Below are 23,963 nucleotides of genomic sequence, written 5' to 3'. Positions count from 1 at the left end.
TCCATCTTTGCGTATTTTGCAAAGATATACATCATTCTTCGCTGTCGATAGTGGGGCTGTGTGGGGCTAGGGTGTGTGCCTGTTATTCAGGAGCCTCCCAATGAGCCATTCAATGATCCGCCACGGCAAGCTGAGCGTGGCCTACGAACTGGATGCGTTTGTCCGCGATCGTGCCGTGACCGGTACGGGCGTGACGGCAGAGGCGTTCTGGGCGGTGCTGGATGGCTTGGTGGATCGGTTTGCCGATGCCAACCGCGACCTGTTGGCCAAGCGCGACCGGTTGCAGTCCCTGATCGACGACTGGCACCGCGCCCATCCGGGGCAACCGGATCAGGATGCCTATCAGGCCTTTCTGACAGGGATTGGCTATATCGAGCCACCCGTGGCCGATGCCACCGTGACAACCGCCAATGTCGATCCTGAAATGGCGACCATGGCGGGGCCTCAACTGGTCGTGCCACTGACCAATGCACGTTACTTGCTGAATGCCGCCAATGCCCGTTGGGGCAGCCTGTATGATGCGTTTTATGGCACCGATGCTCTGGGCGATCTGCCATCAGGCAAGGGCTATGATACGGCGCGCGGTCAAAAGGTGATCGACAAGGCGCGGGCGTTTCTGGACAGCGCGGTGCCTCTGACCGCTGGCTCGCATGCCGATGCGGTGGCCTATCGCGTTGAGGGGGGCGCTCTGTCGGTTGAGCTGAAAGACGGCTCGATGACGGGCTTGGCCGATGTGGCGGCGTTTGCGGGCTATACCGGCGAAGTATCCGCGCCATCGGGCGTCCTGCTGCGCCATAATGGTCTGCATTTCGAGATCGTTATCGATCGCAATCACCGTATTGGCGCGACCGATCCGGCGGGCGTGGCCGATGTGGTTGTCGAGGCGGCGCTGACGGCGATCTGCGACGCCGAGGACAGCGTGGCCGCCGTCGATGCCGAGGACAAGGTTCTAGTTTACGCCAACTGGCTGGGGCTGATGAAGGGCGATCTGTCAGCGCGGTTCAGCAAGGACGGCCAGTCGATGGATCGCACCCTGAATCCTGACCGCGCCTATACGGCACCGGACGGGAAGGCGTTCGCATTGAAGGGGCGCAGTGTGCTGCTGACGCGCAATGTCGGTCTGCACCTGACGACCAATGCGGTGCTGGACAGTGAAGGGCGCGAAATCCCCGAGAACATCCTCGATATTGCTATAACGGGCCTGATCGGGCTGCATGATCTGAAGCGCGCTGTGCTTGAGCGCAACAGCCCGGCCGGTTCGGTCTATGTGGTACGCCCCAAGATGCATGGCTCGGAAGAAGTCGCGTTCGCTGCCGCCTTGTTCGGCGCGGTGGAGGAGGGGCTAGGCCTTGCGCCGCTGACGCTCAAAATGGGCATTATGGACGAGGAACGCCGCACCAGCGTCAATCTGCGTAACTGTATCGCGGCGGCCAAAGACCGCGTGGTCTTTATCAATACCGGCTTCCTTGACCGTACCGGCGATGAAATCCACACCATGATGGAGGCCGGTCCGGTGGTCCGTAAGGAGGTCGTGAAGGTAACCGCGTGGATCAAGGCCTATGAGGATCGCAATGTCGATATCGGCCTGAAGTCTGGTCTGTCGGGACGTGGCCAGATCGGCAAGGGCATGTGGGCGGCACCTGATCGTATGGGCGACATGCTGGCCACCAAGGCGGGCCATCCCAAGGCGGGAGCGTCGACGGCATGGGTGCCGTCCCCGACGGCGGCGACCTTACATGCGCTGCATTACCATCAGGTCGATGTCTGGTCGGTGCAAAAGGAACTGGCGCACCGTGCCGAAACTGGTCTGACGCCTTTGCTGACCCTGCCGCTAGCCAGTGAACTGCCTTCACCAGAGGATATTCGTCAAGAACTGGACAACAACTGTCAGGGCATTCTTGGTTATGTGGTGCGCTGGATCGATCAGGGTGTCGGCTGTTCCAAGGTGCCTGACGTTCACGATGTCGGCCTGATGGAAGACCGTGCCACCCTGAGAATCTCCAGCCAGCACATCGCCAACTGGCTGCATCACGGGTTTACAGTTGATGCCGAGGTGATGAATTCCATGCGAAGGATGGCGGTGGTGGTGGATCGTCAGAATGATGGCGATCCAGCCTATCGTCCCATGGCCCCGACCTATGACGGTTTGGCGTGGCAGGCGTCCGTAGCCCTTGTTTTTAAAGGGCGAGAGCAGGCCAACGGTTATACAGAGCACCTGCTGACAACCTTCCGCAGGCTGAAAAAACAAAGCTAGTCAGTATCTTTTTGGGACATGGGGCGCGAATGCGTCCTGTGTCTGCTTGCCTTATCAAAATGATACAGTTCGCTTGCAAATGGCTCGAAATGGCCATAGATGCTCGAAGTGTTAACGCCAAATAACCATGTTTGGGCCTAGAAATGGCTCGCAGCATGCCATTTTCGTTTCAAAACAGGATGGCACAGGTTTTGGAAGGTTGACCTTAGTTCGGGCCGAGGGGGTTCGGGCGGTGTCGTGCTGTGCGGCATGGGAGCGGACCTTTGATCGAGTTTCTAGGGCAGCAGCGCCGTAATCGCGCTTATATTGTCACCCAAAGTGCAAAGATTGCTGTGGGTGGTATCTGTGCGGCCGCCGCTTTGATGGCTGCTGGCATGGCCCAGGCGCATGCCTCGGGTTCGCCTGTCATTATCGGGCCGGATCCCAATCTGCCCACAATGCCGATCGGTGCCAATGCCATCGAAAGCCCCACGGGATTTGATGTGGCACTTGAAGCGCGCATCCCTTCACGTTGTGAGCTGGGACGTGGCGCGGATATCGATTTCGGCGAGTTGACGGGCGGTCTGAGCGCCATCGCGCATCTGGGACTGGAATGTAACGTCCCGTTTGATCTGAACATCCGCGCGACCAAGGGTGGGTTGACCCACAACAGCAAACCGACAGGAGAGGGCCCGTTTTCGGGGCGTCTGGCTTATGGGCTGGATATTGATGTGCCGGTTTTGGCACCGGCTGAACGCTTGATGTCGGGCCGTTATGAAAGTCGCCAACTCCTGTCCGGCGTCACGCTGAGCAGCGTTGATGCGATTGCGAAAGGCGGCGCTGTTTTGCGCTTCAAGACACAGGCACCTGAAGGTGCGGGTCTTTTAGCGGGTGAGTATTCGGAATCTATAATCTTGACCATAGCCCCAAGAATGTAGGTTTTGATGTGATTTTGGATAATTCAACTGATTGGTGAATTGCCTTTTATTTGAATAATCTAAATGTAGTTTTAGTTCGTTGAGTTTAATTGGCTTCGTTTTGAGAAGCTTTTCAAGTAATTCGATAGGAAAAAACATGAAAATCTCGGCTCTTCTCTCTGCGGCTGCTGTCGCTGCTCTGATCGCTTCGCCTGCTGCTGCTGGCAGCATCAACCAGGGTGAGTGGTTCTCGCACCTGTTCCAAACCCACGTTGACTCGCCACCGTTCGCAGGCCTCAACCTGATCGACGCCCAAACCGCTGGCTCGCCGTGGTCGGCATGGCATGCTGTTGGTTCCTCGCAAGGTAATAACGGCACGGCCTCGATGAACGACGGCGCGACCTTCACCCTGAAGGGCAATGTCACCAAGGATTGCTCGTTCTATTCGGGTTCGAGCACCAGCCAGACGCTGGATTTCGGCACCCTGGGCATCTATGCCTCGGACAATACCGGTCCGGCCGCTGCGTTTGACATGGTCGCTCCGGCAACTGTGACGGTCTATACCAACCTGGCAGGCTGCAACACCGCCAACTCGGTGACCATCACCAAGAACAGCGCTGACGGCCTGATCAACTCGGGCAACAACGGCGGCTATGACAGCAATGTCTTCCAAGCCAACCTGCCGTTCTCGGTTGAAGCCAAATACACCGCTGCGGCCCACAACGCTGTGGCCAATGGCAGCCAGCAAACCCTGAGCGTCGCTTCGACGGCGCTGAGCAACGTGGCCAACCACGGTGCATGGAAGTCGCCTTTCTCGCTGGCCGTGAACATTCCGGTCGCTTCGAAGGCTCTGCTGGCCGGTAACTATGAAGGTACCGTCGCCGTCCAGATCCAAGCTTTCTAATCAAGCTTGAATGCGGGTGATGCGCCAGCGGCACATCACCCGTTTGCTTACTGAAAATTGGGTCATTTAGAGCCCATGCAGGGATCGTTTGAGTCGTTCCCTAGTGCACCGGAGACTATCCAATGAAACGTTTCGTCTTGCTCGCCGGCGTCGCCGCTCTGAGCGTTGTGGCCACTTCGGCTTCGGCCCAAAACATGATGAATAAGGGCCAGTACAACAACTTCCACTCCAACCAGAATGTCGGCGTTGGTAACCTGGCAAGTGGTTTGGTTGTAGCTCAGGGTAACGATCTAACCCAGGCTCAGGACGTGAATTTTGCGACCCTGAATGGTCGTTCGACCTGGGTGGCTATCGGTTCGGCCGAGGGCAATAACGGCACGGCCTCGATGAACGACGGCGCGACCTTCACCCTGAAGGGCAATGTCACCAAGGATTGCTCGTTCTATTCGGGTTCGAGCACCAGCCAGACTCTGGATTTCGGCACTCTGGGCATCTATGCCTCGGACAATACCGGTCCGGCCGCTGCGTTTGACATGGTCGCTCCGGCAACTGTGACGGTCTATACCAACCTGGCAGGCTGCAACACCGCCAACTCGGTGACCATCACCAAGAACAGCGCTGACGGCCTGATCAACTCGGGCAACAATGGCGGCTATGACAGCAATGTCTTCCAAGCCAACCTGCCGTTCTCGGTTGAAGCCAAATACACCGCTGCCGCCCACAACGCTGTGGCCAATGGCAGCCAGCAAACCCTGAGCGTCGCTTCGACGGCACTGAGCAACGTGGCCAACCACGGTGCATGGAAGTCGCCTTTCTCGCTGGCCGTAAACATTCCGGTCGCTTCGAAGGCTCTGCTGGCCGGTAACTATGAAGGTACCGTCGCCGTTCAGATCCAAGCTTTCTGATCTAAATATCAAGAGTACAGCGCGCCCCGTTGAACGGGGCGCGTTTTTTGGTCTGCGCCTTGGAATTAGGGCGACCTAATAAGCTTTGGCGTATCGTTTGCAAAATAGCGTTCTGTTAGGTGCTGTTTGATCCGTAATGAAACGGATACGGCATCAGAGGAACCGGGGACCGACCAAAAATGCCGTTTGCCATTCAATATCTGAACCGTTTTGCTGCGGGTCTTGCTGCAGCGGTAATCGGCATTGCGGGTATCTCCGCCGTGGCATGGGCCATGCGTGTCTCCCCGATGGTTTCGGAACTGACAACGTCAGGCGCCGGGTCGACCGCGCGTATCGAAGTGGGAAATGTGGGCAGTGCGGCCCTACCATTCGAGACCCTGCTGACCCGTATGGAGGTGGATGCCACTGGCAATATGGTTGAAACCCCTGCGGACGAAGATTTTCTGATTTTCCCGCCGCAAGGGCTGGTACCGGTCGGTGGTCGTCAAATCGTGCGTGTCCAGTGGGTCGGTGCTCAAGAGCTGCCTGCTTCGCAAGCCTATTATCTGTGGGTGCGCCAATTGCCGGTTCAGACCGAAGCCCCGGATTCCGAAACGGGCGGTACGGCTTCGATCCAGGTCCTTTATACGATGAAGGCGCTTATCGTGGTTGCCCCTCCGGGGGCCGAGCCCAATGTGCAACTTGTCGCGGCCAAGCCTGCGATGGTGGCCCCGATGGCCCCTGAAATTGATCCAGAATTGGGTGAGGCTGAAGCCGCCCCGCTGACGCATGGCATCGAGGTCAAGGTGCGTAATACGGGCCGTCGCTATGCCCTGATGAGCGGTGCAAACTGGGTCGTGGAAGCGACGGATACGTCCGGTCAGCCCTTTACCCGCCAATATACCGGTGATGAAATTTCGCAAAGTGTCGGCGTGGGTTATCTGCAACCTCTGGGCGGCGAGCGAACCTTCCAGCTGCCGACCGAGACGCAACTGGATGGCACCAAGCCTATCAAGGTGCGGTTCACGCGATGAGAAGAGCCGCTAAACCTGCGCGTCTGCACATGGCCGCGTCGGCCATTGTGCTGATAGCGGTCGCGTTTCCTGCTACGGCCGAAGAAGCGATGATTTCGGATGTGACGGGACAGGAAGCGCCGTCACGTCCTAACATTAATCCCTATGATCGCGACATCGGCATGACTGTGCCGTTGAACTTCAACCGGCGTGTTCTGGGTGAAATGGATGTTCTGCTGACGCGGGACGATCGTTTCATCGTTTACTCGTCGGGTTTCAAAAATCTGATCAATCCGTTGCTGACCGAGGAAGCGCAGGCGGAAATCGCTGCCATTCTTGGCGACCGTGAGAGCTTTAGCCCCGAGGATATCGTCAATAGCGGTATTCGTCTGGAATATGATCCGACCCAACTCGCCGTGATGGTGTTGCGGATTGACCCGTCCAAACGAGCTGTCGAAAGCCTGTTTCAGGAAGGTAAGCCCGAAGAACACGGAGTGGCACCGGAAAGTTTCTCGGCCTATGTGAACACCAGTGTGGGTGTCAGCAAGCGCCATAATGTCAGCGATATGCAGACCCCCAGCCTTTACCTGAACGGTGCTGTGCGATTGGGCGGTGTTGTTCTTGAAGCCGATTATCAGGGGCAGGAGACGTTTGGGACGGGCGAATATGAATTCAACCGCCGGTATGCCCGTCTGGTCTATGATGATCCCGAGAATTTCCGCCGCTGGTGGGCGGGTGACCTGGATACGGAAATCCGTGGCCGCCAAAGCTATGTGCAGATGGGCGGCATCGGTGTAGCGCGCCAGCGTCAGCGTTTCGAGAGCTTCCGCAATAGTGTGCTGTCTGGCAACCGACAGGTTGTCCTGCAGGAAGGCTCGACGGTACGGGTCATGCGCAATGGCGTGTTCGTGCGCGAGTTTCAGCTGGATGCCGGTCAGTATGATCTGTCCAACCTGCCGCTGGAAACCGGTTCCAACGATATCCAGCTGGAAATCCGTGACCAGTTAGGCCGCACCGAAACCTTGAACTACAGCGCCTATCTGGATGCCATTGATCTGGATCCGGGCGACTATGAATACGGTGCCTTTCTGGGGATGACCAGCAGCGGCACCTTTGGCTCACCTGAATATAATGATGGCGAGTTGGCGTTCAGCGGCTATTGGCGCAAGGCGTTTGAGAACCGTCCGGCGCTGGGATTGGGGCTTCAGGCCAGCGAAGACATCCAGACCTTGTCGGGGCAAACTCAGTTCATACTCCAAAATGGCAGCCGCCTTCGTCTGGACGGGGCGCTCAGCACCAATGCCGATGAAGGTCAGGGCTTTATGGCGGCCCTGGGTTATGACCACTTTGTGGATCGTGGCGATGTCTATGATTCATGGGCCGTGGCGTTGGAGTATACATCCGAGGATTTTTCTTCGATCGGGAATCCGAACGCCCAGAATCCGACGGAATGGTCGCTTCAGGGGGCCTATACCCGTCGCTTCAGTCCGCAATGGATGGGGTCGCTAAGCGGAGCCTATCGTGTCAGCCGTAATGTCGGTCTTGAGGACTCCTATAACGTCAACGCCTACACCACTTATAATTTCACTCCGGTCTGGGGCGTACAGGTGGGTGTGGAGTATGCGGACTACGGGTTGCCGTTTGCCAGTAATTCCGAAGGCTTTGGCGTCACCTTTGCCCTGATCTGGACGCCGCGTTTCGATCGTCGTGGCGAGGCGCGCTATAATTCGGCCCGCAACTCAGGCTCCGTGCGTTTCCAACAGTCTGGCGAGAACCGCGTGGGAGCCTTGGGCTATTCGCTGGCATCCACCTATGATGATGGTCCCGCAACCTTGTCGGCGCAGGTCGATTATGTCGGTAACCGTTTTGACGGGGCCTTGACCCATTCTTCGTTCGGTCAGGATTTCAGCCGCGTCACCGACCAGCAGGTCACATCTCTCAGTGTCGGCTCTTCGCTGGCCTTTACGGGTGGCAAGTTCGCGGTTGGTCGCCGCATCTATGACAGCTTCGCCGTTGTCGATGCGCATAAATCCCTTGGCGGACGCGATGTCATTGTCGGCGATAGTCTGGAAGGTGGCCGTTATAATTCGCGCAGCGGGGCTTTGGGACCGGCTTTGGCCAATAATCTAAGCTCCTACGTGAACCAGTCGATCCGCTATGATGTGATCGATGTTCCAGCGGGCTATGACATTGGCGACGGCATCAAGCGGGTTCGTCCGGCCTATCGCAGTGGCTATGTCATTGTGGCGGGCAGTGATGCCTTTGTCTCGGCCATGGGGCGGCTGGTGGGGCAGGGCGGTATTCCAGCCAGTCTGATGTCAGGCCGTATTTTCTCGGTCGACGAACCGGATGCCGAGCCTGAAATCTTCTTTACAAACTCGGTGGGCCGTTTCGCGATCCAGAAACTGAAGCCGGGCCATAATTATCGGGTGGAGTTGTTCACCTCACCGGCGCAGGGTTTCCAGTTCAAGGTGCCGGAAGACAATGAGGGGCTTCTGGATCTCCAGACAGTTTCCTTACCCATGATCGTTACCGAGCAATGACAGGAGGGTCCGACACAATGATCCGCTCCGCTTTACGCCGAAAGATAATCGCGGCCCTTGCTGTTGTGGCAGGTCTGGCCCTGTGGGCTCCGCAAGCTGTGGCTCAGGATAAATGCGAACTGACGATGACCACCCAGTCACAATGGGTGATCCGTCATGACCCGTTCGGGGACAACCAGTTGTTTTCTCCGTTCGAAATCCAGTTCTCGAATGCAGGCAGAACGCCCTGCGTGGGGCGTCTGGAAGTCACATCAGTGGGCAATAAGCGCGAACTGGAAAGCCGGACCAGCGCCCAGACTGTGCCCTATAATTTGCGTGATGAATCCAACCGGAATGATCTAACACCGGGCACTTCGGACAATCTGGTGGGTCGTAACACTCAGATTCGAGCCGGAAGCACCGCGACCGGACGTATTGCTTTTACGGTTATCCCTCCGGCAGATATCACCGCCGGTCGCTATACTCAGACCGTGACAATCCAGTTCCGTATGCCCAATGGCGAAATCCATGCGGCCACAGATGTGACTCTGGTGTTCGAGGTGGCCCCGTCGCTGATTATCGGTCTGGCCGGAGAGTTCACGCGTGTGAACGGTACACCGACGCTTAATCTGGGGGATTTGACCCAGAACGGCGTGGTACCGCTGAATGCCAAGGTCTATGTCCGCGCCAGCAGCGGTTATCAGGTGACGGTCACGTCCGACAATCGTGGCCAGTTGCTGCATGAGCAACCGGGTTGGGGCATTCCCTATGGTCTGCGTCTGGGGGGGACGGAAATCAATCTCGGCAACCCGCACATCATGACCAGTCGTGAAGCGCGCGCCCGCGTCGATGATTATCCGCTGCGTATTGATGTGCGCGATATTGGTGGCAAGCCAGCCGGTCGCTATCGGGACACTCTTCGTTTTACTGTGACGGCGATTTAAATCGTTGGCGCAAACAAAAACGCCCCGTCCAAAAGGCGGGGCGTTTTTTAGTTTGATCGTTAATCAGATCGGCTGGATCGTCAGGGCCAAGATCAACGGTTGTTCCAGATTTACATTCTGGAACTGGTAGGAAACCGTGCGGATGGTGGCCATGTTCGACTGGCGCAGAACCTGTTGGCCGCTAGAGGAAAGCTCGACGGCCTGATCGTTGTAAATCATGCGGGCGCTCTCACCGTTGCCAAGCTGACGGTACTGGGCACTGACGGTGTAGCCCCCCGGATTGTTGCAAGCCTCGATGACAGCACCGGTTGCCCCTTCTGCGGCGGTCACTGTGCGGTCCGGACGCACCCAGCAGGATACAGGAACGCGCGCGCGAACGCGGAAATTGCCACTGGCGGTGTCCTTGGCTTGGACTGTGGCTGGCATGGCCATGAGGGCCACAGCCATCGATACGGCGGCTAAAGCGAAACTCTTCATGGTTACAGACCTCTTAATGACGCTTCTCGTCATGCAATCGTTGTGTCTGTTCTAGCCGGCAGCGGTTAATCTGAGGCGATCAGACACGCTTAGCGCTCTTTTAAAGCTTAGGGTCAACAACGCCTTAACCTAGATCAATGAGATCGGTGGGCGATTGTGAAATATTTAAAACCGATTAACCATGATCTTCCTATTCTCCCAACAAAGCTTCAGCATGGGTTGCTTGATTCGAGGGGGAGGCCGCATCGTGCCGCTACAGGTTTTCAAAGGTAAGGGCCGTCACGCGCGTCGCGTTATCCATACGCGCGAGGGGAGCCTGTTATTCCGTCTGTTCACGAACTGGCTGCGTCGCGGGGCATTTCCTGCCCGTTGATGAGGGGGACGCGTTCCGTCTCTGTCACAGGCTTTGAGGGGACTTTGCCTGCCCTGTTGATGGGTGGAGCGCAGGCACATTGTTTGCCTGTGACCTGCCAAGCTTGAAATCGTACTGAAAGAAGCCGTTCGGCGATGGGAACAGGCATGTAAAATCATGGCCAAGCGTTGACCTTGGCGACGGGATCGCACACTGAGGCACAAGTCTAAGTGGTAGGTTCCATGTTCCGCGCCGATGTCTTGAGCAGGGTAGTTGTCCTTGCGACGGCTGTATTACTGGTATCAGCGACCCACAGTTCTGCAGTTCCGATAGGCGCTATGACGCCTTTAAGCGGACCGGCGGCCATTCGGGGCAAGGATTCGTCTGCGCTGGATTATGCCTTGGCTGTAAGACAGCGGGCGATGGCGACCGATCTGGCGGCGCTAGAACAATACGGCCTTGCGGCCATGTCGCGCGCAACGCCCGATAATATGGGACGCCTCCAGCACCTGACCGTGATGATGAGCGAGCAGGGCGACTACGAGGCTGCCAGCCTGTGGAATGCCCGTCTGCGCCAATTGGCCATTCAGGGCGGCGATGATGTTTATCGTGGTCTGGCCGAGGTCAATGACGCCGTTATCCGTCACCAGCGCGACAAGTCGGTCATCGAGGCCGAGGCCGATAGGCTGGTTGCAAAACATGCGGGCACGATTGCCGGTTATCGCGCACAAATCCTGAAAGCCCGCCTGTTGATCGATAACCAGCAGGCACCGGCTGCTCTGGCACTTTTGCGCGATGTCTATCGGGATCTGCCGGTTAACCGGCACGGGGATCGGGGCATCGAGGCGCGCTTGCTGAGCCATATCGCGTTGGCCCACAGCCAATTGCATGATGTGTCGGGCTACCTGAAGGCGATGCAGCGGGCAGAAAACGCCATACAGGCCAGTGGCTATCCGTGGCCGGATTATGAGGCTGTCTATAATTTGTCGCTGACCCTCGCCTATGTGGGCCGGTACGACGAAGCCTATCAGGCCATGCGGGTCTATCAATCACTGGCCGAGCGCACGGGTACGCCGATGCGCATGGCTATGGCAGGTAGTTTGTGTGGCTATGTGGCGCTGACGCGGGATGACTGGCCTGCGGTTCTGGCATGTTATGCACCTTTCGGATCCTCTCTGGATGTGCCTGAGCCTTTAAGGCGATCCATTTTGCCACGCCGTGCTGTGGCTTATGCCCGGACCGGCCAACTGGCTCTGGCACAAAAAGACATTCGCGAAATCCGTCGCCGTATTGATGCGAAGGAAATGCCCTTCACGCCGGCCGTTCACCGCGCCGAGGCAGAGGTGATGATTGCGGCGGGTGATTACCGTCGCGGGATCAAGGCGTTGAGAGACTATCACCTGAACCAGTATCGCAGGGCGACCCAGCGATCGGCAGAAGTGATGGAAGATGTGGTTGTCGATATCGACGAGCAGCTTCAGCAAGCGCATCGTCAAAATGCTTTGCGCGCCCGAACGATTGCGACCCTGTGGTGGTTGATGGGGGCGGTGACGGTTCTGATCGCGGGCCTGATCCTGTTATTGTTGCGACAGCGACGTATGTCGCAGGCACTGGAAAAAGCACATGCTCGTGAACGCGAGGAAAATGCTCGACGCGCCCAATTCTTTGCCGATGTCAGCCACGAAATCCGCACCCCCCTGAATGGCGTGGTGGCTATGGCGGATGCCTTGCGTAAGGAAAATCTACCGCGCGATGTCGCCGAAAAGGTGCGACTGATCGCAACCTCCAGCGAGATGCTGGACCGGCTTCTGTCCGATGTGCTGGACAATGCCAAGATGGAGGCGGGCGAGCTGACCATCGAAACCCAGCCTTTCGATCTGGCGCAACTGGTTCGCGATGTTGCGGCGCTTTGGCGTTCAAAGGCCGAAACGCGCGACCTGAAACTGTCCCTGCAGACCGATCTGGGAGACAGTTTCTGGGTAAAGGGTGATGATATCCGCCTGAGTGAAGTGCTGAACAATCTGATCAGCAATGCCCTGAAATTCACACCGCAAGGCCGTATCCTGCTGAGTGTTGTCAAGATGCCCGACGAACAGTGCCTGTTTGTGGTGACCGATACGGGTATCGGCTTTGATGAAGGCAATGACGGCCATATTTTCGAGCGTTACCGTCAGGCCGATGGAACAATCTCGAACCGTTTTGGGGGCACGGGGCTGGGCCTTTCGATCAGCAGCAATCTGGTCAAGATGATGGGCGGGCGGCTGAATGCTGCCAGCAAACCGGGTGAGGGGGCCCAGTTCTGGTTCAGCCTGCCCCTGCCCGAAACGCAGGATCGCGCTGTCACCTTGGCGGGGTCAGATGATGGATATGACGAGGAAGCGTCTGTCGATAGCCAGACTCTGAGGGTGCTGATTGTCGATGACAATATCACCAACCAGAACATCATCGGCATGCTTCTGAGCGGCAAGGAATACCGTCTGACCTATGCGACGAACGGTCTGGAAGCGCTCGAGGCGGCCTCAAAGCGAACCTATGATGTGATCCTGATGGATGTGCAGATGCCTGTCATGGACGGTCTGGAAGCGGTACGTCGAATCCGTATGTCGGAACAGGCGAAAGGCGCATCACCTGCCGCCATCGTTGTCTGTTCTGCCAATGACAGTGCCGATGATCGCAAACGTGCCATCGAGGCGGGGGCCGATGGCTATGTCGCCAAGCCCATCGTTTTGGAACAGTTGCTGGGGGCTATGCACAGCGCCATGAAAATTCGCGCGCGTCAGGATCAGCCCAAAGACATAGATATTATGAATATCGCCCTGGATTAAGGCTGATAGAGACGTCGTCGGACGATTTGGAAAAAGCCACCCGCATGACACTGCATCTACAACCGATGCAGTCGGATTTCTTGAAGTATCAAGAGAAACGATGGTGGGTGATCACGGGCTCGAACCGTGGACCCGCTGATTAAGAGTCAGCTGCTCTACCAACTGAGCTAATCACCCGTACCGTCGTATGAGCCTTTGGTTGGGCTCCGGCTCTCGAAGCGAAGCATTGCGTCGCAGCGAGGGCGGCTTAATACGCACGCCCCCCGAAGGGTGCAAGTGTTTAATTTCTCAAAAGCGTTTTTTCTTCGATCAATATGGTGATACCGAAGGTCTTTCGGAGTTTAATAGAGTTTTGGGGAGGGACGTATGGCTTTTTGGAACAGACGCCGTTCAATCGATGCCATGCTGGCACCGCAGTCAGGACCGGCGCTTAAGAAGACGCTGAGCTGGCCGCATCTAATGGCTCTGGGCGTCGGGGCCATTGTCGGCACCGGCATTCTAACCCTGATCGGCGTCGGGGCTGGTCTGGCAGGTCCGGCCGTTTTGATTAGTTTTGGTCTGGCGGGTCTGGTTTGTGCCTGTGCGGCACTGGCCTATGCCGAACTGTCGACCATTATGCCTGCATCGGGCAGTGCCTATAGCTATTCCTATGTGGCGCTGGGCGAGCTTCTGGCGTGGATCGTCGGCTGGTCGCTGATCCTTGAATATTCGCTGGTCGTTTCGGCTGTTGCTGTGGGTTGGGCCGGTTATGCCGCGCCGTTCCTGCAGGAGTGGGGCGTGCCGATGGCTTTGCTGGCTGGTCCGCACGTTGACGGCGGTATGGTCAACCTTCCGGCAGTGGGCATTATTGCTGTTGTGACGGGTATGCTGCTGCTGGGAACCAAGGAAAGCGCCACGCTGAACGCGGTTCTGGTGGTCGTGAAGATCGCGGCCCTGATCCTGTTTGTGGCTCTGTCGCTGCCGCATTTCGATTCGGCCAACTTCACCCCGTTCATGCCGAACGGTTTTGGTGCACCCTTCGTGCAGACGGGTGTGATGGCTGCGGCCTCGATTATCTTCTTTGCCTTCTACGGCTTTGATGCCATTGCGACGGCTGCCGAAGACACCAAGAAGCCAGAGCGTGATCTGGCGATCGGTATCGTAGGTTCGATGCTGATCTGTACGGTGGTCTACATTCTAGTGGCTGCATCGGCCATTGGTGCGGCTCCGGTTGCCAGCTTCGCCGATAGCCCCGAGCCTCTGGCGCTGATCCTGCGTGAACTGGGTCAGGGCGCTGCGGCCAAGTGGATTGGCGCTGCTGCCGTTGTGGCTCTGCCGACCGTGTTGCTGGCCTTCCTGTTTGGCCAGTCGCGTATCTTCCTCGGTATGGCGCGTGACGGTCTTCTGCCGCAAGGTCTGGCCAAAATCTCTAACCGTGGCGTTCCGGTCATCGTGACCGTGTTCACGGCCATTGTGGTGGCCTTCCTGGCGGGTGTGATGCGTCTGGATGAGCTGGCTTCGCTGGCCAATGCCGGCACGCTGACGGCCTTCTCGGCGGTGGGTTTGAGCCTGATCGTGCTGCGTATCCGCGAACCGAACCGCGAGCGTAAGTTCAAGGCACCGCTGTGGCCGGTCGTGGGTGTCATCACCATTGTGGGTTGCATCTTCTTTATGACCAGCCTCAAGGCGACGACACAAATCTGGTTCGTGCTTTGGAACGTGCTGGGTCTGGTTGTCTATCTGGCCTGGTCGTCACGCAACTCGCGTCTGGCCAAGGGCGAGGAAGAGGCAGCCTGATGGCGCGTCGCGACTTGACCGGAGCGGTGGATTTCTCGGTCCTTGAGGCCGCCACCGCAGACATGGATGATGTCAGTGAAGAGATACTGGGCCTGTTCGTGCAACAGGCCGGTATCTGGTCGCCGATGTTGACCACGGCCGAATCCGGTTGGCGCGACGCCGCGCACACCCTGCGCGGTGCGGCGGGCGGCATAGGGGCGGGCGATCTGGCCGCCGCCTGTGCCGAGGCCGAAGAGGCGGACGAAGCGGTGTCTGAGGGGGCACTGCTTCGTGTGCGCGATGCGCTGGACCGGGCATTGGCGGATGTGGCTGCCTATCGCCACGAGCTGATGCTCAAAGGGCTGAAGGGCTAACAAGTCTCGATGACAAAATAAAAGGCGGGCCGTTATGGCCCGCCTTTTTCATATCCGCTGATCTACTGGATCAGACCCGCGTCTTGTCCCATACGGAAAACTCGTGCGCGATGCAGCGGTCGATCAGCAGACGCCAGACGGGTTCTGCGATATCGGCCGACAGACCCGCAGGCTCGGCAGCGACCAGCACCTTGGCCACCACATCGTCGATACGCGCTTGATCGAACACGGCCTCGCGGTTCGGCTTGATGCGGGCGGCGGCGTGCATATAGCGCTGGCGCTCGGCCAGCAGGGTCACCAGAGCGCGGTCCAGTGCATCCACGCCCTTGCGGACGTCGATCATGGTTTCGCACGCCTCGGGCGCAGGACGCGCATCAATCGCGACCGAAGAAGGGGAAGTCACATCAGCCGACAAAGGCACGCTCCAGAACATAGTCACCCGGCTCTGCATTAGAGCCTTCCTTCATGCCATAGGATTCCAGCAGTTCAGCCGTTTCCTTGATCATGGCCATCGAACCGCACAGCATCACGCGGTCGGTATTGGGCGAGAAACCGATCGGCAGTTGCAGGTCGGCAAACAGGTCGCCCGACTTGATGCGGTCGGTAATCCGGCCCGGCGTTTCGAAACGCTCGCGGGTGACAGTGGGATAGTATTTCAGTTGCGCCTTGGCCTCGTCACCGATCAGCGGGTCCTCGTGGATGCCCTTGGTGAAGAAGTCGCGATAGGCCAGATCCTGCACATTGCGCACAGTGTGGCAGACAATCACTTCTTTAAAGCGCGAATAGGTTTCCGGCTCGCGCGCGACCGACAGCCACGGCGCTAGGCCGGTGCCTGTGCCGATCAGCCAAAGACGCTCTCCACCCGTCAGGGCATCCAGAACCAGCGTGCCGGTCGGCTTCTTGCCCATCAGAACGGTGTCGCCGGCGACGATCTTTTGCAGGCGCGAGGTCAGCGGACCATCCGGCACCTTGATCGAGAAGAACTCCAGTTCTTCGGCCCAGAACGGGCTGGCGATGGAATAGGCGCGCAGGACCGGTTTGGCGCCGTCTTCGCCGGGCAGGCCGATCATGACGAATTCACCCGAACGGAAACGAAAATCCTCGGGGCGTTTCACACCAAAGCTGAACAGTTGGTCGGTCCAGTGGCGCACCCACAGCACTTCCAGTTCGTGGAAGGGGCTGGGCTTAGCCGGTGCAGTATTAACAGGGGAGGCGTCGGTCATGGCCTCTAACTAGGCGGTCGAAACGCCAAGCGAAAGCCCGCTGCGACATTCTCTGCGGAGAACTGGCTTTGGAATGTAAGGATGGATGAGAATTTGATGTTATTGAGAACAGCAAAGGCCCGCACCGGACTGTCGGTACGGGCCTTTGTTCTGCAGTTGTGGGTCAGATTATCCGGCGACCTTCGCGACGGGCAGTGATCCAGTCTGAGAGGAAGGCCTTGACCAAAATGATCAGCACAATGGCCACCAGAGCCGGCCACATAAGAATATAGGCGGTGAGACCTAGTGTACCCATAAACAGTCTCCTTAAGGTTATTCGGCTGGTAGTTTTGCAGCGGGTTCAAAATCGTCGGTTCGGGCCTTGATGAGGCTGAAATCGAAACGCGTTTTGTTGCGCAGTGTGAGGGTGACACAGACGATGGTGCTGACGGCGTAGGCAATCAGGGCGCTGCTCAGCACGGCAAAGTCATGCAGGAAGCCAATGACGAAGGGCGCAGAAATGGCGCTGGCTAGAATGCCTGCAACAATAGCGGGTCGGCGACCGAAGAAACCGAATACCATCAGTCCCGCGACAATGCCTACGCCGATGACCGACAGGATGTCCGACACATAGGCCATGAAGCCGTCCATAGGGATCCAGCCAAAGCGCGCCGGAATGAAGCAAGCCAGAGCCGCCAATACCGATAGCGTAAAGGCCGAGTTGGTCACGCGGTCCCAGTAAAAACTGGCGATTACAGGGAAAACCAGCGCGCCCCAGAGCGCCCCGACCAGTACCAGAAGGTCGAGAATATTCATCCGTCCACCTGCGAAATACAGTCCGGCCGCGGTGGCGATGATCATGGTCGAGCGACCGATCACCAGCATGGTCTTGGGATTGGTGGTCATGCCCGAGCGACCATAGATGTCGGTCATGGCGATGGCAGAAAGGGCGGCCAGATCAGAATCAGCTGTCGAGGCCAGCGCGCCGATAATCATCACAAAGAATACTGCCAGCAAGACGGGACCGAGATAGGTCGCGGCCAGTTGCGGGATCAGGTTGTTGGGATCGCCGTCCATGGGCTGGATACCGGCATAAAGAGCCACAACGCCCAACATGCCGATGCCGATAATTGTGGCACCATAACCGACGGTAGCGGTCAGGAAGGTTTTCTTGATCAAGTCCTCGCGCACTGCAAACAGGCGCTGGGCGATGGTCTGGTTGCCGATCGCATAGGCCAGAACAGCTGTGATGTAGGGCGCGCCCTGTTTGAGGAAGGCTTCGGACGAGAAGAAGGAAGCCTGTTCGGGGGTGACCTGTGTTGCGCCTTCGGTAAAGACTTGCGGGCCGCCGACCGCGAAGAATACGGCGGGAATAATCACCACCACAGCACCCAGCATGGCGCAGACCTGTACGAAGTCAGTCAGTACCGAGGCGCGGAAACCGGACCATAAGGTATAGAGCAGCACGCCGGCGGCGATGATGGCGACGCCTTGGCTGAAGCTGAAGGGCGACAGCATGGAGATCAGGGCACCACCAGCGATAAAGTTGGAGGTCAGGCTGATAAGGCTTCCCAGGATATTGGATCCTGCCAGCATCAACTGGCTGGAGCGGCCATGGCGGGCATGCATCACCTCGGCCAGAGTATGGGCATTGGGAGCCAGTGCGCGGATACGGCGACCATAGGGGTAGATGAACAGGATCATCAAGGCGCCCCACAAGCCGTAATGTATGGGACCAGATATGCCGTAAGTGTAGCCGGAGGTTGCTGACGCATACATTGATGCGGCCCAGATCCAGGTGGCCGTCATGGACGCTGCAGATATCCCGAAACCGATGCCGTGACCTGCGGTCATATAGCCGTCGGCATCATCCTTTTTCTGGCGGATGGTGATGGATATCAGAAGCGTCCCGCCAAAAAACAGAGCCAGCAGAGCGAGCGTTAGCGGACCGCTCAAACTGTTTAACTGTAAATCATCCACTCTTGTACGCACTCCTTCTGTCGTGTTGCGCCCTGACGGAGAGGCAGGGGCATGGTGCCGGACGCCGGAAACTTGCCGCGTAGATGGCAAAGAGAGGCGGGCGTCTCTGCAAATGGGCAAAACGCCCGTCAGGGGACGAGCGCTGCTAAGGCGTCTATAAGATGACGTTTAAATGGTTTCGAATGAAACAAGCCAGACCATAGTCATTCTGGAGTGAAAATTGACATAACTTTTTTGTGCAATGAATTTTATAAAATTATTAGAGTCAAACTTGAATATATTTAGAGTTTGATTTTTCAAATATTCTAAAGACGTTATGCGTGTATTCCATGTTAAATAAAATATTTCTGGCAAATTTTACTTTAATCATCATGTATTTATAAATATTATTACGTTAAGTGCTTTTGTTCTGTGGGTGACTTGGTGTTGATCTGTGCGTGACGCGAGAATGTCAAAATGGAGGTGACGGCAAAGTCTTCCCGTTCTAGCTTGCCTTTATGCGCACATTTCTTCTCGCTTCGACGATCCTGATGGCAGCCGCTGCAACACCGGTAATGGCCATGAGTCCCCATCAGAACTCTTCCGCTCCGGTGGCCGTTACGGCTCCGGCTTCCAACATCCTGACGGTCGAGCGTGTGTTCGCCAATCCGTCGCTGTCCGGTCCGGTCGCGCGGGGCGTCAGCTTGTCGCCCGATGGCGAACTGGTGGCCTTCCTGCGCTCGCGCGAGGATGATGTGGATGTGCTGGACCTGTGGGCCGCGCCCGTATCGGGCGGCGAGCCATTCAAGCTGATCGATGCCCGCGCCCTTGTGCCGGACGCCGGTGAGCTGTCCGAGGCTGAAAAGGCCCGCCGCGAGCGTATGCGTATTTCGCAGCGCGGCGTGGTGGAATACAGCTGGGACGAGCAGGGCCGCTATATTCTGGCCCCGCTGGAAGGCGACGTGTTTCTGGCCAACCGGGCCGATGGTTCGGTGCGTCGCCTGACGCAAACGGCCGCTGATGAAATTGACGCCAAGGTGTCGCCCAAGGGTCAGTTTGTCAGCTTTGTGCGTGACCAGAACCTGTTCATCCAGAACCTTGAAACGGGTGCCGAACAGGCTGTCACCACCGAAGGCAAGGACCTGATCACTTGGGCCACCGCCGAGTTCATCGCTCAGGAAGAGCTGGACCGTGACACCGGTTACTGGTGGAGCCCGAACGAAAAATACATCGCGCTGCAACGCACCGATGAATCGACGGTCGATGTCGTGCCGCGTCTGGATATTTCGGGTGGCGGTGCCTCGGTTGTCGAGCAACGCTATCCGCGTGCGGGCCGCCCGAATGCCGTAGTTGAGCTGTTCATCCACGATGTGACTACGGGCAGCCGTGTTCAGGTCGATCTGGGTGCCAATAAAGACATCTATCTGGGCCGTGTGAACTGGGCCTCGGATGGCTCGGTTGCCTATGTGCAACGTCTGTCGCGCGATCAAAAGACGCTCGATCTGCTCAGCGTTAATCCGGCCACAGGCCAAAGCCGTGTCATCGCCAGCCAGACCTCGAACGCCTGGGTGCCGCTGACCCACAACTTCAAAGCCTTGAAGGACGGTAACTTTATCTGGTCCAGCGAGGAAAGCGGCTGGAACCACCTGTATCTGTACAATAAGGACGGTCGCCAGATCCGCGCCATTACGCGCGGTGACTATCCCGTCAAATCGCTGGACGGCGTCAATCAGGATACGGGCGAGGTCTTCTTTACCGCCTCCATGCGCGATGGGCGTGAACTGCCGATCGAACAGCAACTGTTCAAGGCGTCGCTAAAGCGCACCGTGAATCCGACTGAAATTACCCCGCGCGGGGGCTGGTGGTCGGCATCGGTCAATGGCACCGGCACAGCCTATGTCGGTAACTATTCGGACCTGAACACCCCGTCGCAGTCGGCTCTCTATACGATGGACGGCAAGCGCGTGCGCTGGATTGAAGAGAACAGGCTGCAAGCCGGTCATCCGTTCTGGCCGTTCAATGACCGCCAGCAAGACCCGACCTTCGGTACGCTGGAAAGCGACGGCCATACGCTGGTGTGGCAGATGACCACTCCGCCGAACTTTGATCCGTCCAAGACCTATCCGGTGGTGATGCAGGTCTATGGCGGCCCGTCGGGTGGTGGCGTCAAACGCGCATGGCAACCGGCGACCACGCAACTACTGACCGAGGCGGGCTATATCGTCTTCCGTCTGGACAATCGGGGCGAGGGCGACCGTTCGGCGGCCTTCAAACAGGCGCTGTACCTCAAGATGGGCCAGCCCGAGATTGCCGATCAGGTGATCGGGGCCAACTATTTGCGCAGTCTGCCCTATGTGGATGACAGCCGTATCGCCATGATGGGCTGGTCCTATGGTGGCTTCATGAGCCTGATGGCGCTGACCGAGCCGGAAATGGGTCTGGCCGCTGCCATTTCGGGCGCTCCGCCGACCGAGTGGGGCCTGTACGACACCGCTTATACCGAGCGTTATATGTCCACGCCGGAGGCGAATGTGGCGGGCTATGCCGCATCGGATGTGAACACGCGCCTCGATAATCTGACGGGTCGTTTGCTGCTGATGCACGGCATGGCGGATGACAATGTGATCTTCGAGAACACCACCCGTGTTCTCAATGCGCTGCAGGAAAAGAGCATCCCGTTCGAGACCATGCTCTATCCGGGCCAGCGTCACGGCATTCGCGGCAATGACCGCCAACTACACCAGTGGCGCACCTATTTGGACTTCCTCGACCGCACCATCGGCACCCGTGCAGATGTCAGCGGCCAGTAAGGTCTGAAGCAACTATAATCGTAAAAAAGCGGGGCAGAGACCGTTCAGGTTTCTGCCCCGTACTTATAGGTAACACCCAAAGACGTTTTGAGGTGATGACTAGAAACGCTTGCTCAGATGGAGGCTGACCACGCGACCGCGTGGGTCGGCGGCGACGGGATCATAGGCGAGGAAGAACTGGGCCAGAGGAGGGGCCTTGTCGGCGATGTTCACAACGCCGACGCCCAGTTCCAGTGTGTCGCTGACATTATAGCCGTAATAGATGTCGGCGGTGGTCTGGCTGGCGATGGTGGTGTCGGTGATACCGGCGCGGTCATTATTATAGCCGCTGGTATAGTGGACAAGGCCGGTCAGGCTGTGGCGATCATTCTGCCACGAGAGGCCAAACTCGCCCCTGTTTTCCGGCAATGAGCGGCCCAGCGTGTTCAGGTTAGTCGAGCCGACACCCGACACCGACGGGCCGCGACCGTCCACGCGGATGTCGTACTGGTCCACCAGTGTCCATGTGGCGCTGGCCGAGACGGTGCCGTCCAGCAGCGGGCGACTGTAACGCGCCGACAGATCAAGACCCGAGGTTTCAATCGACGAGGCATTGATGAAATACAGCTGCACCATGCTGATGCTGCCACTGCTTGAGCGGGTGACACGCTTTTGGGCTTCGGTGCCGATCAGGCCAGCGGCATCGTCGGCGGCGGCCTGATTGATGATCGGCTGCGGGGCCTCCTTGATGACAAGGTTGCTGTAGTCGAATCGCCATGCATCGACCGACAGTTCAAGGCCGCGAACGGGTTTCCAGATCGCGCCGAGGCTGATGTGTTCGGAGGTTTCCGGCTCGAGGTCAGGATTGCCCGAGGTCAGGGTGTTCACAAAGACATAGCTGCCGCGATCCAGAACGGAGGGCTGGGCGGCCTGTGCGCCACGGGTGGTATAGACTGACGGAGCGCGATAGCCGCGTCCCCATGAACCGCGCAGGGCCAAGGTATCAGTGGCATCCCATCGGATCGCCAGCTTGGGGCTAAGCTTGCCTGAAGACCCGTCATAGGTCTCGTAACGGGCGGCCAGTTGCGCCTCGATATTCTGACCCAGCAGCAGACGCGCCTCGGCAAAGGCGGCATAGGTGTCCTGAGTGCCGTCAAAGTCGGGTGCAAAGCCTGCGGTCAGCAGGTCGCCAGAGTTAACCTGATCGCTCCAGTCATGGCTGAAACCGCTGCGACGGTATTGCAGGCCTGCCGCCAGATCGAGGCTGCCGCCATCCCATTCGTGAATGCGCCCGTCGATCTGGGTGTCTACAGTAAACAGGTCTGCACTGCCGTGAAGGCGTGTCCAGCCGGTTAGGCTGTCGATCAGGGCGTGGCTGTTGGCCGTACCGGTGCCGGTCAGGGCGCTGCCGAACGGGTTATAATACTGGCAGGGGCCGACCCCTGCGGTGCCCGTGGCGATATCGCAACCCGCGCCGCCAAAGCCGTTCAGGGCATTTTGCAGGGCGGTGCCGACCACGTCCGGTTTGCTGTAGTCTACGTCCTGACGGCTGGCGGTGGCAGAGAACGACCAGTTCCAGTCGTCGTTCAGCTTGCCGTCTGCGCCACCGGCAATGCGCCATGTCTCATAGTCGAACTCGGCCGCCGATGCGCCCGAGGCTCCGCCCTTTAGGCGACCACGGAACAGCACGTCCTCGCCATAGGGGTTATCGGGATGGTCCTGACCGATAACCAGTGTACGCGACAGGATGGGTAGGGAAGGGGACTGGCGGGCACGGGTAAAGGTAGAGGCCCACGATGCTTGCGCCCATACATCTGTATCGCCCATTGTCTTGCGATAGTCGGCAAACAACTGTGTGCGGGTTTCTTCGGGCGTCAGGTCAAAGAAGTCCGAATAGTCCAGACGGCAAAAGCTGTCCGACGGGCCGTTGCGGTAAGAGCCGACAAAGACAGGATTGTCGCAATCGGCATCGGCTACATAGGCATTGGTGGACGGACGGAAATAGGAACCCGGCTGGCCATAGCTGGTGACGGCGGTCCATGCGGCGCGGCCATAGCGTTCGGCCTGAGTAAAGTCGCGCTCATCCGAGCCAAGCGCCGAACGGTGAAAATGCGATGCCGCTAGTGTCAGGCTTCCATTCAGCAGGTCCAGACTGCCGATGGCCTCGATCACGCTTTCATCCGAGCCATCGGTAAAGGCGTATTTGGCGCGCATTTCTGGGGCGGTCACGTCGCGGCGGGTGATGAAGTTGACCGCGCCGGCCACGGCATCAGAGCCATAGATGGCCGAGGCGCCGTCCTTGACCACCTCGACCCGTTCCAGTGCGATGTTGGGGATCAGGGAGTTGATATCGACAAAGGCCGACCCATCGGTGGCCACCACGGCGCTGTTGGTCCAGCGCTGGCCATCCACCAGAACCAGAGTTGCTCCAAGGCCGAGGTTGCGCAGGTTGAACTGGGCTGTGCCCGAGCTTTGGGGGTTGTTCATCTGGTCGATCAGGTTTTCAGAGCCGGAATTGGCCCCGACCAGACGGGTAATTTGTGACAGGTCGGATATGCCCGCAGCCTGAAGCTGGCTCTGGTTCAGGTTCTCGACTGTGGTCATGCGCGCGGCACCGGCCAGACGCGAACCGGTTACGACAATATCATCAACCTGTGTGCGGACAATCTGGTCATCACCGGCCTTGGCCATGACGGCGGATGGCAGAAACAGGGCTGACAATGCGGCACCTGCACAGATGGTCGTTTTGGTTTTGCGCGCGAACATTATCGATAAAATCCAAAAGCACTTTGACATTGACGTGCCCGTTGCCG

At 58.0% G+C, this 23,963-nt stretch carries 17 protein-coding genes and 1 tRNA gene; 11 read left to right on the top strand and 7 right to left on the bottom strand.

The features are described from left to right. Window positions 1-100 precede the first annotated feature (100 nt). The 7 genes from WEU32_RS10565 to WEU32_RS10535 all read left to right on the top strand — a co-directional run bounded on the left by WEU32_RS10565 (window position 101) and on the right by WEU32_RS10535 (window position 9,417). Window positions 101-2,254: a malate synthase G gene (locus WEU32_RS10565; protein ID WP_406851859.1), complete on the top strand. Its 2,154-nt coding sequence runs from the start codon at window positions 101-103 to the stop codon at window positions 2,252-2,254. Between the two features lie 263 nt (window positions 2,255-2,517). Next, entirely contained in the window at window positions 2,518-3,171 is a 654-nt protein-coding gene (locus WEU32_RS10560; protein WP_406851858.1) for a hypothetical protein, read from the top strand. Window positions 3,172-3,307: 136 nt separating this feature from the next. Continuing rightward, window positions 3,308-4,054: a hypothetical protein gene (locus WEU32_RS10555; protein WP_312136332.1), complete on the top strand. Its 747-nt coding sequence runs from the start codon at window positions 3,308-3,310 to the stop codon at window positions 4,052-4,054. 122 nt (window positions 4,055-4,176) lie between these two features. Continuing rightward, complete coding sequence (locus WEU32_RS10550) at window positions 4,177-4,959, top strand: hypothetical protein (RefSeq protein ID WP_312136334.1); 783 nt, start codon at window positions 4,177-4,179, stop codon at window positions 4,957-4,959. A gap of 179 nt (window positions 4,960-5,138) precedes the next feature. Then, window positions 5,139-5,972 (top strand): hypothetical protein, encoded by an 834-nt coding sequence (locus WEU32_RS10545; protein ID WP_406851857.1) that lies wholly within the window; start codon window positions 5,139-5,141, stop codon window positions 5,970-5,972. After that, window positions 5,969-8,494 carry a hypothetical protein gene (locus WEU32_RS10540; RefSeq protein WP_406851856.1) on the top strand — a complete coding sequence of 842 codons (2,526 nt, stop codon included), beginning with the start codon at window positions 5,969-5,971 and terminating at the stop codon, window positions 8,492-8,494. The genes WEU32_RS10545 and WEU32_RS10540 overlap by 4 nt, the downstream gene beginning before the upstream one ends. Before the next feature lie 17 nt (window positions 8,495-8,511). Further along, complete coding sequence (locus tag WEU32_RS10535) at window positions 8,512-9,417, top strand: hypothetical protein (protein WP_312136340.1); 906 nt, start codon at window positions 8,512-8,514, stop codon at window positions 9,415-9,417. Window positions 9,418-9,480: 63 nt separating this feature from the next. Here the strand turns inward: WEU32_RS10535 and WEU32_RS10530 are convergent, their stop codons facing one another. Further along, entirely contained in the window at window positions 9,481-9,894 is a 414-nt protein-coding gene (locus WEU32_RS10530) for a hypothetical protein (RefSeq protein WP_312136341.1), read from the bottom strand. 690 nt (window positions 9,895-10,584) lie between these two features. On the opposite strand from WEU32_RS10530, the gene WEU32_RS10525 reads away from it, so the two are divergent. After that, a complete protein-coding gene (locus tag WEU32_RS10525) occupies window positions 10,585-13,071 on the top strand; it encodes an ATP-binding protein (RefSeq protein WP_406851855.1) in 2,487 nt (828 codons plus the stop codon). 101 nt (window positions 13,072-13,172) lie between these two features. Here the strand turns inward: WEU32_RS10525 and WEU32_RS10520 are convergent. Then, a tRNA-Lys gene (locus tag WEU32_RS10520) sits at window positions 13,173-13,248 on the bottom strand. Window positions 13,249-13,437: 189 nt separating this feature from the next. Between WEU32_RS10520 and WEU32_RS10515 the strand changes: the two genes are divergently transcribed. Beyond that, window positions 13,438-14,847: an amino acid permease gene (locus tag WEU32_RS10515; RefSeq protein ID WP_312136435.1), complete on the top strand. Its 1,410-nt coding sequence runs from the start codon at window positions 13,438-13,440 to the stop codon at window positions 14,845-14,847. Then, on the top strand, window positions 14,847-15,200 hold the full coding sequence (locus tag WEU32_RS10510; RefSeq protein ID WP_406851854.1) for an Hpt domain-containing protein: 354 nt from the start codon (window positions 14,847-14,849) through the stop codon (window positions 15,198-15,200). The genes WEU32_RS10515 and WEU32_RS10510 overlap by 1 nt, the downstream gene beginning before the upstream one ends. A 70-nt stretch (window positions 15,201-15,270) precedes the next feature. Here WEU32_RS10510 and WEU32_RS10505 read toward each other — a convergent pair whose 3' ends face one another. The 4 genes from WEU32_RS10505 to WEU32_RS10490 all read right to left on the bottom strand — a co-directional run bounded on the left by WEU32_RS10505 (window position 15,271) and on the right by WEU32_RS10490 (window position 18,358). After that, complete coding sequence (locus WEU32_RS10505) at window positions 15,271-15,633, bottom strand: chorismate mutase (RefSeq protein WP_312812442.1); 363 nt, start codon at window positions 15,631-15,633, stop codon at window positions 15,271-15,273. Beyond that, the gene (locus tag WEU32_RS10500; RefSeq protein WP_312136439.1) at window positions 15,605-16,423 is read right to left on the bottom strand and encodes a ferredoxin--NADP reductase; all 819 of its coding nucleotides are present in this window, start codon (window positions 16,421-16,423) and stop codon (window positions 15,605-15,607) included. The genes WEU32_RS10505 and WEU32_RS10500 overlap by 29 nt, the downstream gene beginning before the upstream one ends. A gap of 163 nt (window positions 16,424-16,586) precedes the next feature. Continuing rightward, window positions 16,587-16,718 (bottom strand): putative transporter small subunit, encoded by a 132-nt coding sequence (locus WEU32_RS10495; protein WP_312812446.1) that lies wholly within the window; start codon window positions 16,716-16,718, stop codon window positions 16,587-16,589. A gap of 17 nt (window positions 16,719-16,735) precedes the next feature. After that, a complete protein-coding gene (locus WEU32_RS10490) occupies window positions 16,736-18,358 on the bottom strand; it encodes a sodium:solute symporter family protein (RefSeq protein WP_406851853.1) in 1,623 nt (540 codons plus the stop codon). 521 nt (window positions 18,359-18,879) lie between these two features. Between WEU32_RS10490 and WEU32_RS10485 the strand changes: the two genes are divergently transcribed. Continuing rightward, window positions 18,880-21,171 carry a S9 family peptidase gene (locus WEU32_RS10485; RefSeq protein ID WP_406851852.1) on the top strand — a complete coding sequence of 764 codons (2,292 nt, stop codon included), beginning with the start codon at window positions 18,880-18,882 and terminating at the stop codon, window positions 21,169-21,171. A gap of 99 nt (window positions 21,172-21,270) precedes the next feature. Here WEU32_RS10485 and WEU32_RS10480 read toward each other — a convergent pair whose 3' ends face one another. Next, window positions 21,271-23,916 carry a TonB-dependent receptor plug domain-containing protein gene (locus WEU32_RS10480; RefSeq protein ID WP_406851851.1) on the bottom strand — a complete coding sequence of 882 codons (2,646 nt, stop codon included), beginning with the start codon at window positions 23,914-23,916 and terminating at the stop codon, window positions 21,271-21,273. Window positions 23,917-23,963: the final 47 nt, after the last annotated feature.

Source organism: Brevundimonas sp. BH3 (assembly GCF_045345115.1).
Taxonomy (GTDB): domain Bacteria; phylum Pseudomonadota; class Alphaproteobacteria; order Caulobacterales; family Caulobacteraceae; genus Brevundimonas.
The sequence above is the reverse complement of the archived record's forward strand: the minus strand, read 5'-3'. Positions and strand labels throughout refer to the sequence as shown.

Bases quoted from the DNA above. Each gene is read 5' to 3' on its own strand.
- WEU32_RS10565 (WP_406851859.1), top strand. From the start codon at position 101: ATGAGCCATTCAATGATCCGCCACGGCAAGCTGAGCGTGGCCTACGAA.
- WEU32_RS10555 (WP_312136332.1), top strand. From the start codon at position 3,308: ATGAAAATCTCGGCTCTTCTCTCTGCGGCTGCTGTCGCTGCTCTGATC.
- WEU32_RS10550 (WP_312136334.1), top strand. From the start codon at position 4,177: ATGAAACGTTTCGTCTTGCTCGCCGGCGTCGCCGCTCTGAGCGTTGTG.
- WEU32_RS10545 (WP_406851857.1), top strand. From the start codon at position 5,139: ATGCCGTTTGCCATTCAATATCTGAACCGTTTTGCTGCGGGTCTTGCT.
- WEU32_RS10540 (WP_406851856.1), top strand. From the start codon at position 5,969: ATGAGAAGAGCCGCTAAACCTGCGCGTCTGCACATGGCCGCGTCGGCC.
- WEU32_RS10535 (WP_312136340.1), top strand. From the start codon at position 8,512: ATGATCCGCTCCGCTTTACGCCGAAAGATAATCGCGGCCCTTGCTGTT.
- WEU32_RS10530 (WP_312136341.1), bottom strand. From the start codon at position 9,894: ATGAAGAGTTTCGCTTTAGCCGCCGTATCGATGGCTGTGGCCCTCATG.
- WEU32_RS10525 (WP_406851855.1), top strand. From the start codon at position 10,585: ATGACGCCTTTAAGCGGACCGGCGGCCATTCGGGGCAAGGATTCGTCT.
- WEU32_RS10515 (WP_312136435.1), top strand. From the start codon at position 13,438: ATGGCTTTTTGGAACAGACGCCGTTCAATCGATGCCATGCTGGCACCG.
- WEU32_RS10510 (WP_406851854.1), top strand. From the start codon at position 14,847: ATGGCGCGTCGCGACTTGACCGGAGCGGTGGATTTCTCGGTCCTTGAG.
- WEU32_RS10505 (WP_312812442.1), bottom strand. From the start codon at position 15,633: ATGTTCTGGAGCGTGCCTTTGTCGGCTGATGTGACTTCCCCTTCTTCG.
- WEU32_RS10500 (WP_312136439.1), bottom strand. From the start codon at position 16,423: ATGACCGACGCCTCCCCTGTTAATACTGCACCGGCTAAGCCCAGCCCC.
- WEU32_RS10495 (WP_312812446.1), bottom strand. From the start codon at position 16,718: ATGGGTACACTAGGTCTCACCGCCTATATTCTTATGTGGCCGGCTCTG.
- WEU32_RS10485 (WP_406851852.1), top strand. From the start codon at position 18,880: ATGCGCACATTTCTTCTCGCTTCGACGATCCTGATGGCAGCCGCTGCA.
- WEU32_RS10480 (WP_406851851.1), bottom strand. From the start codon at position 23,916: ATGTTCGCGCGCAAAACCAAAACGACCATCTGTGCAGGTGCCGCATTG.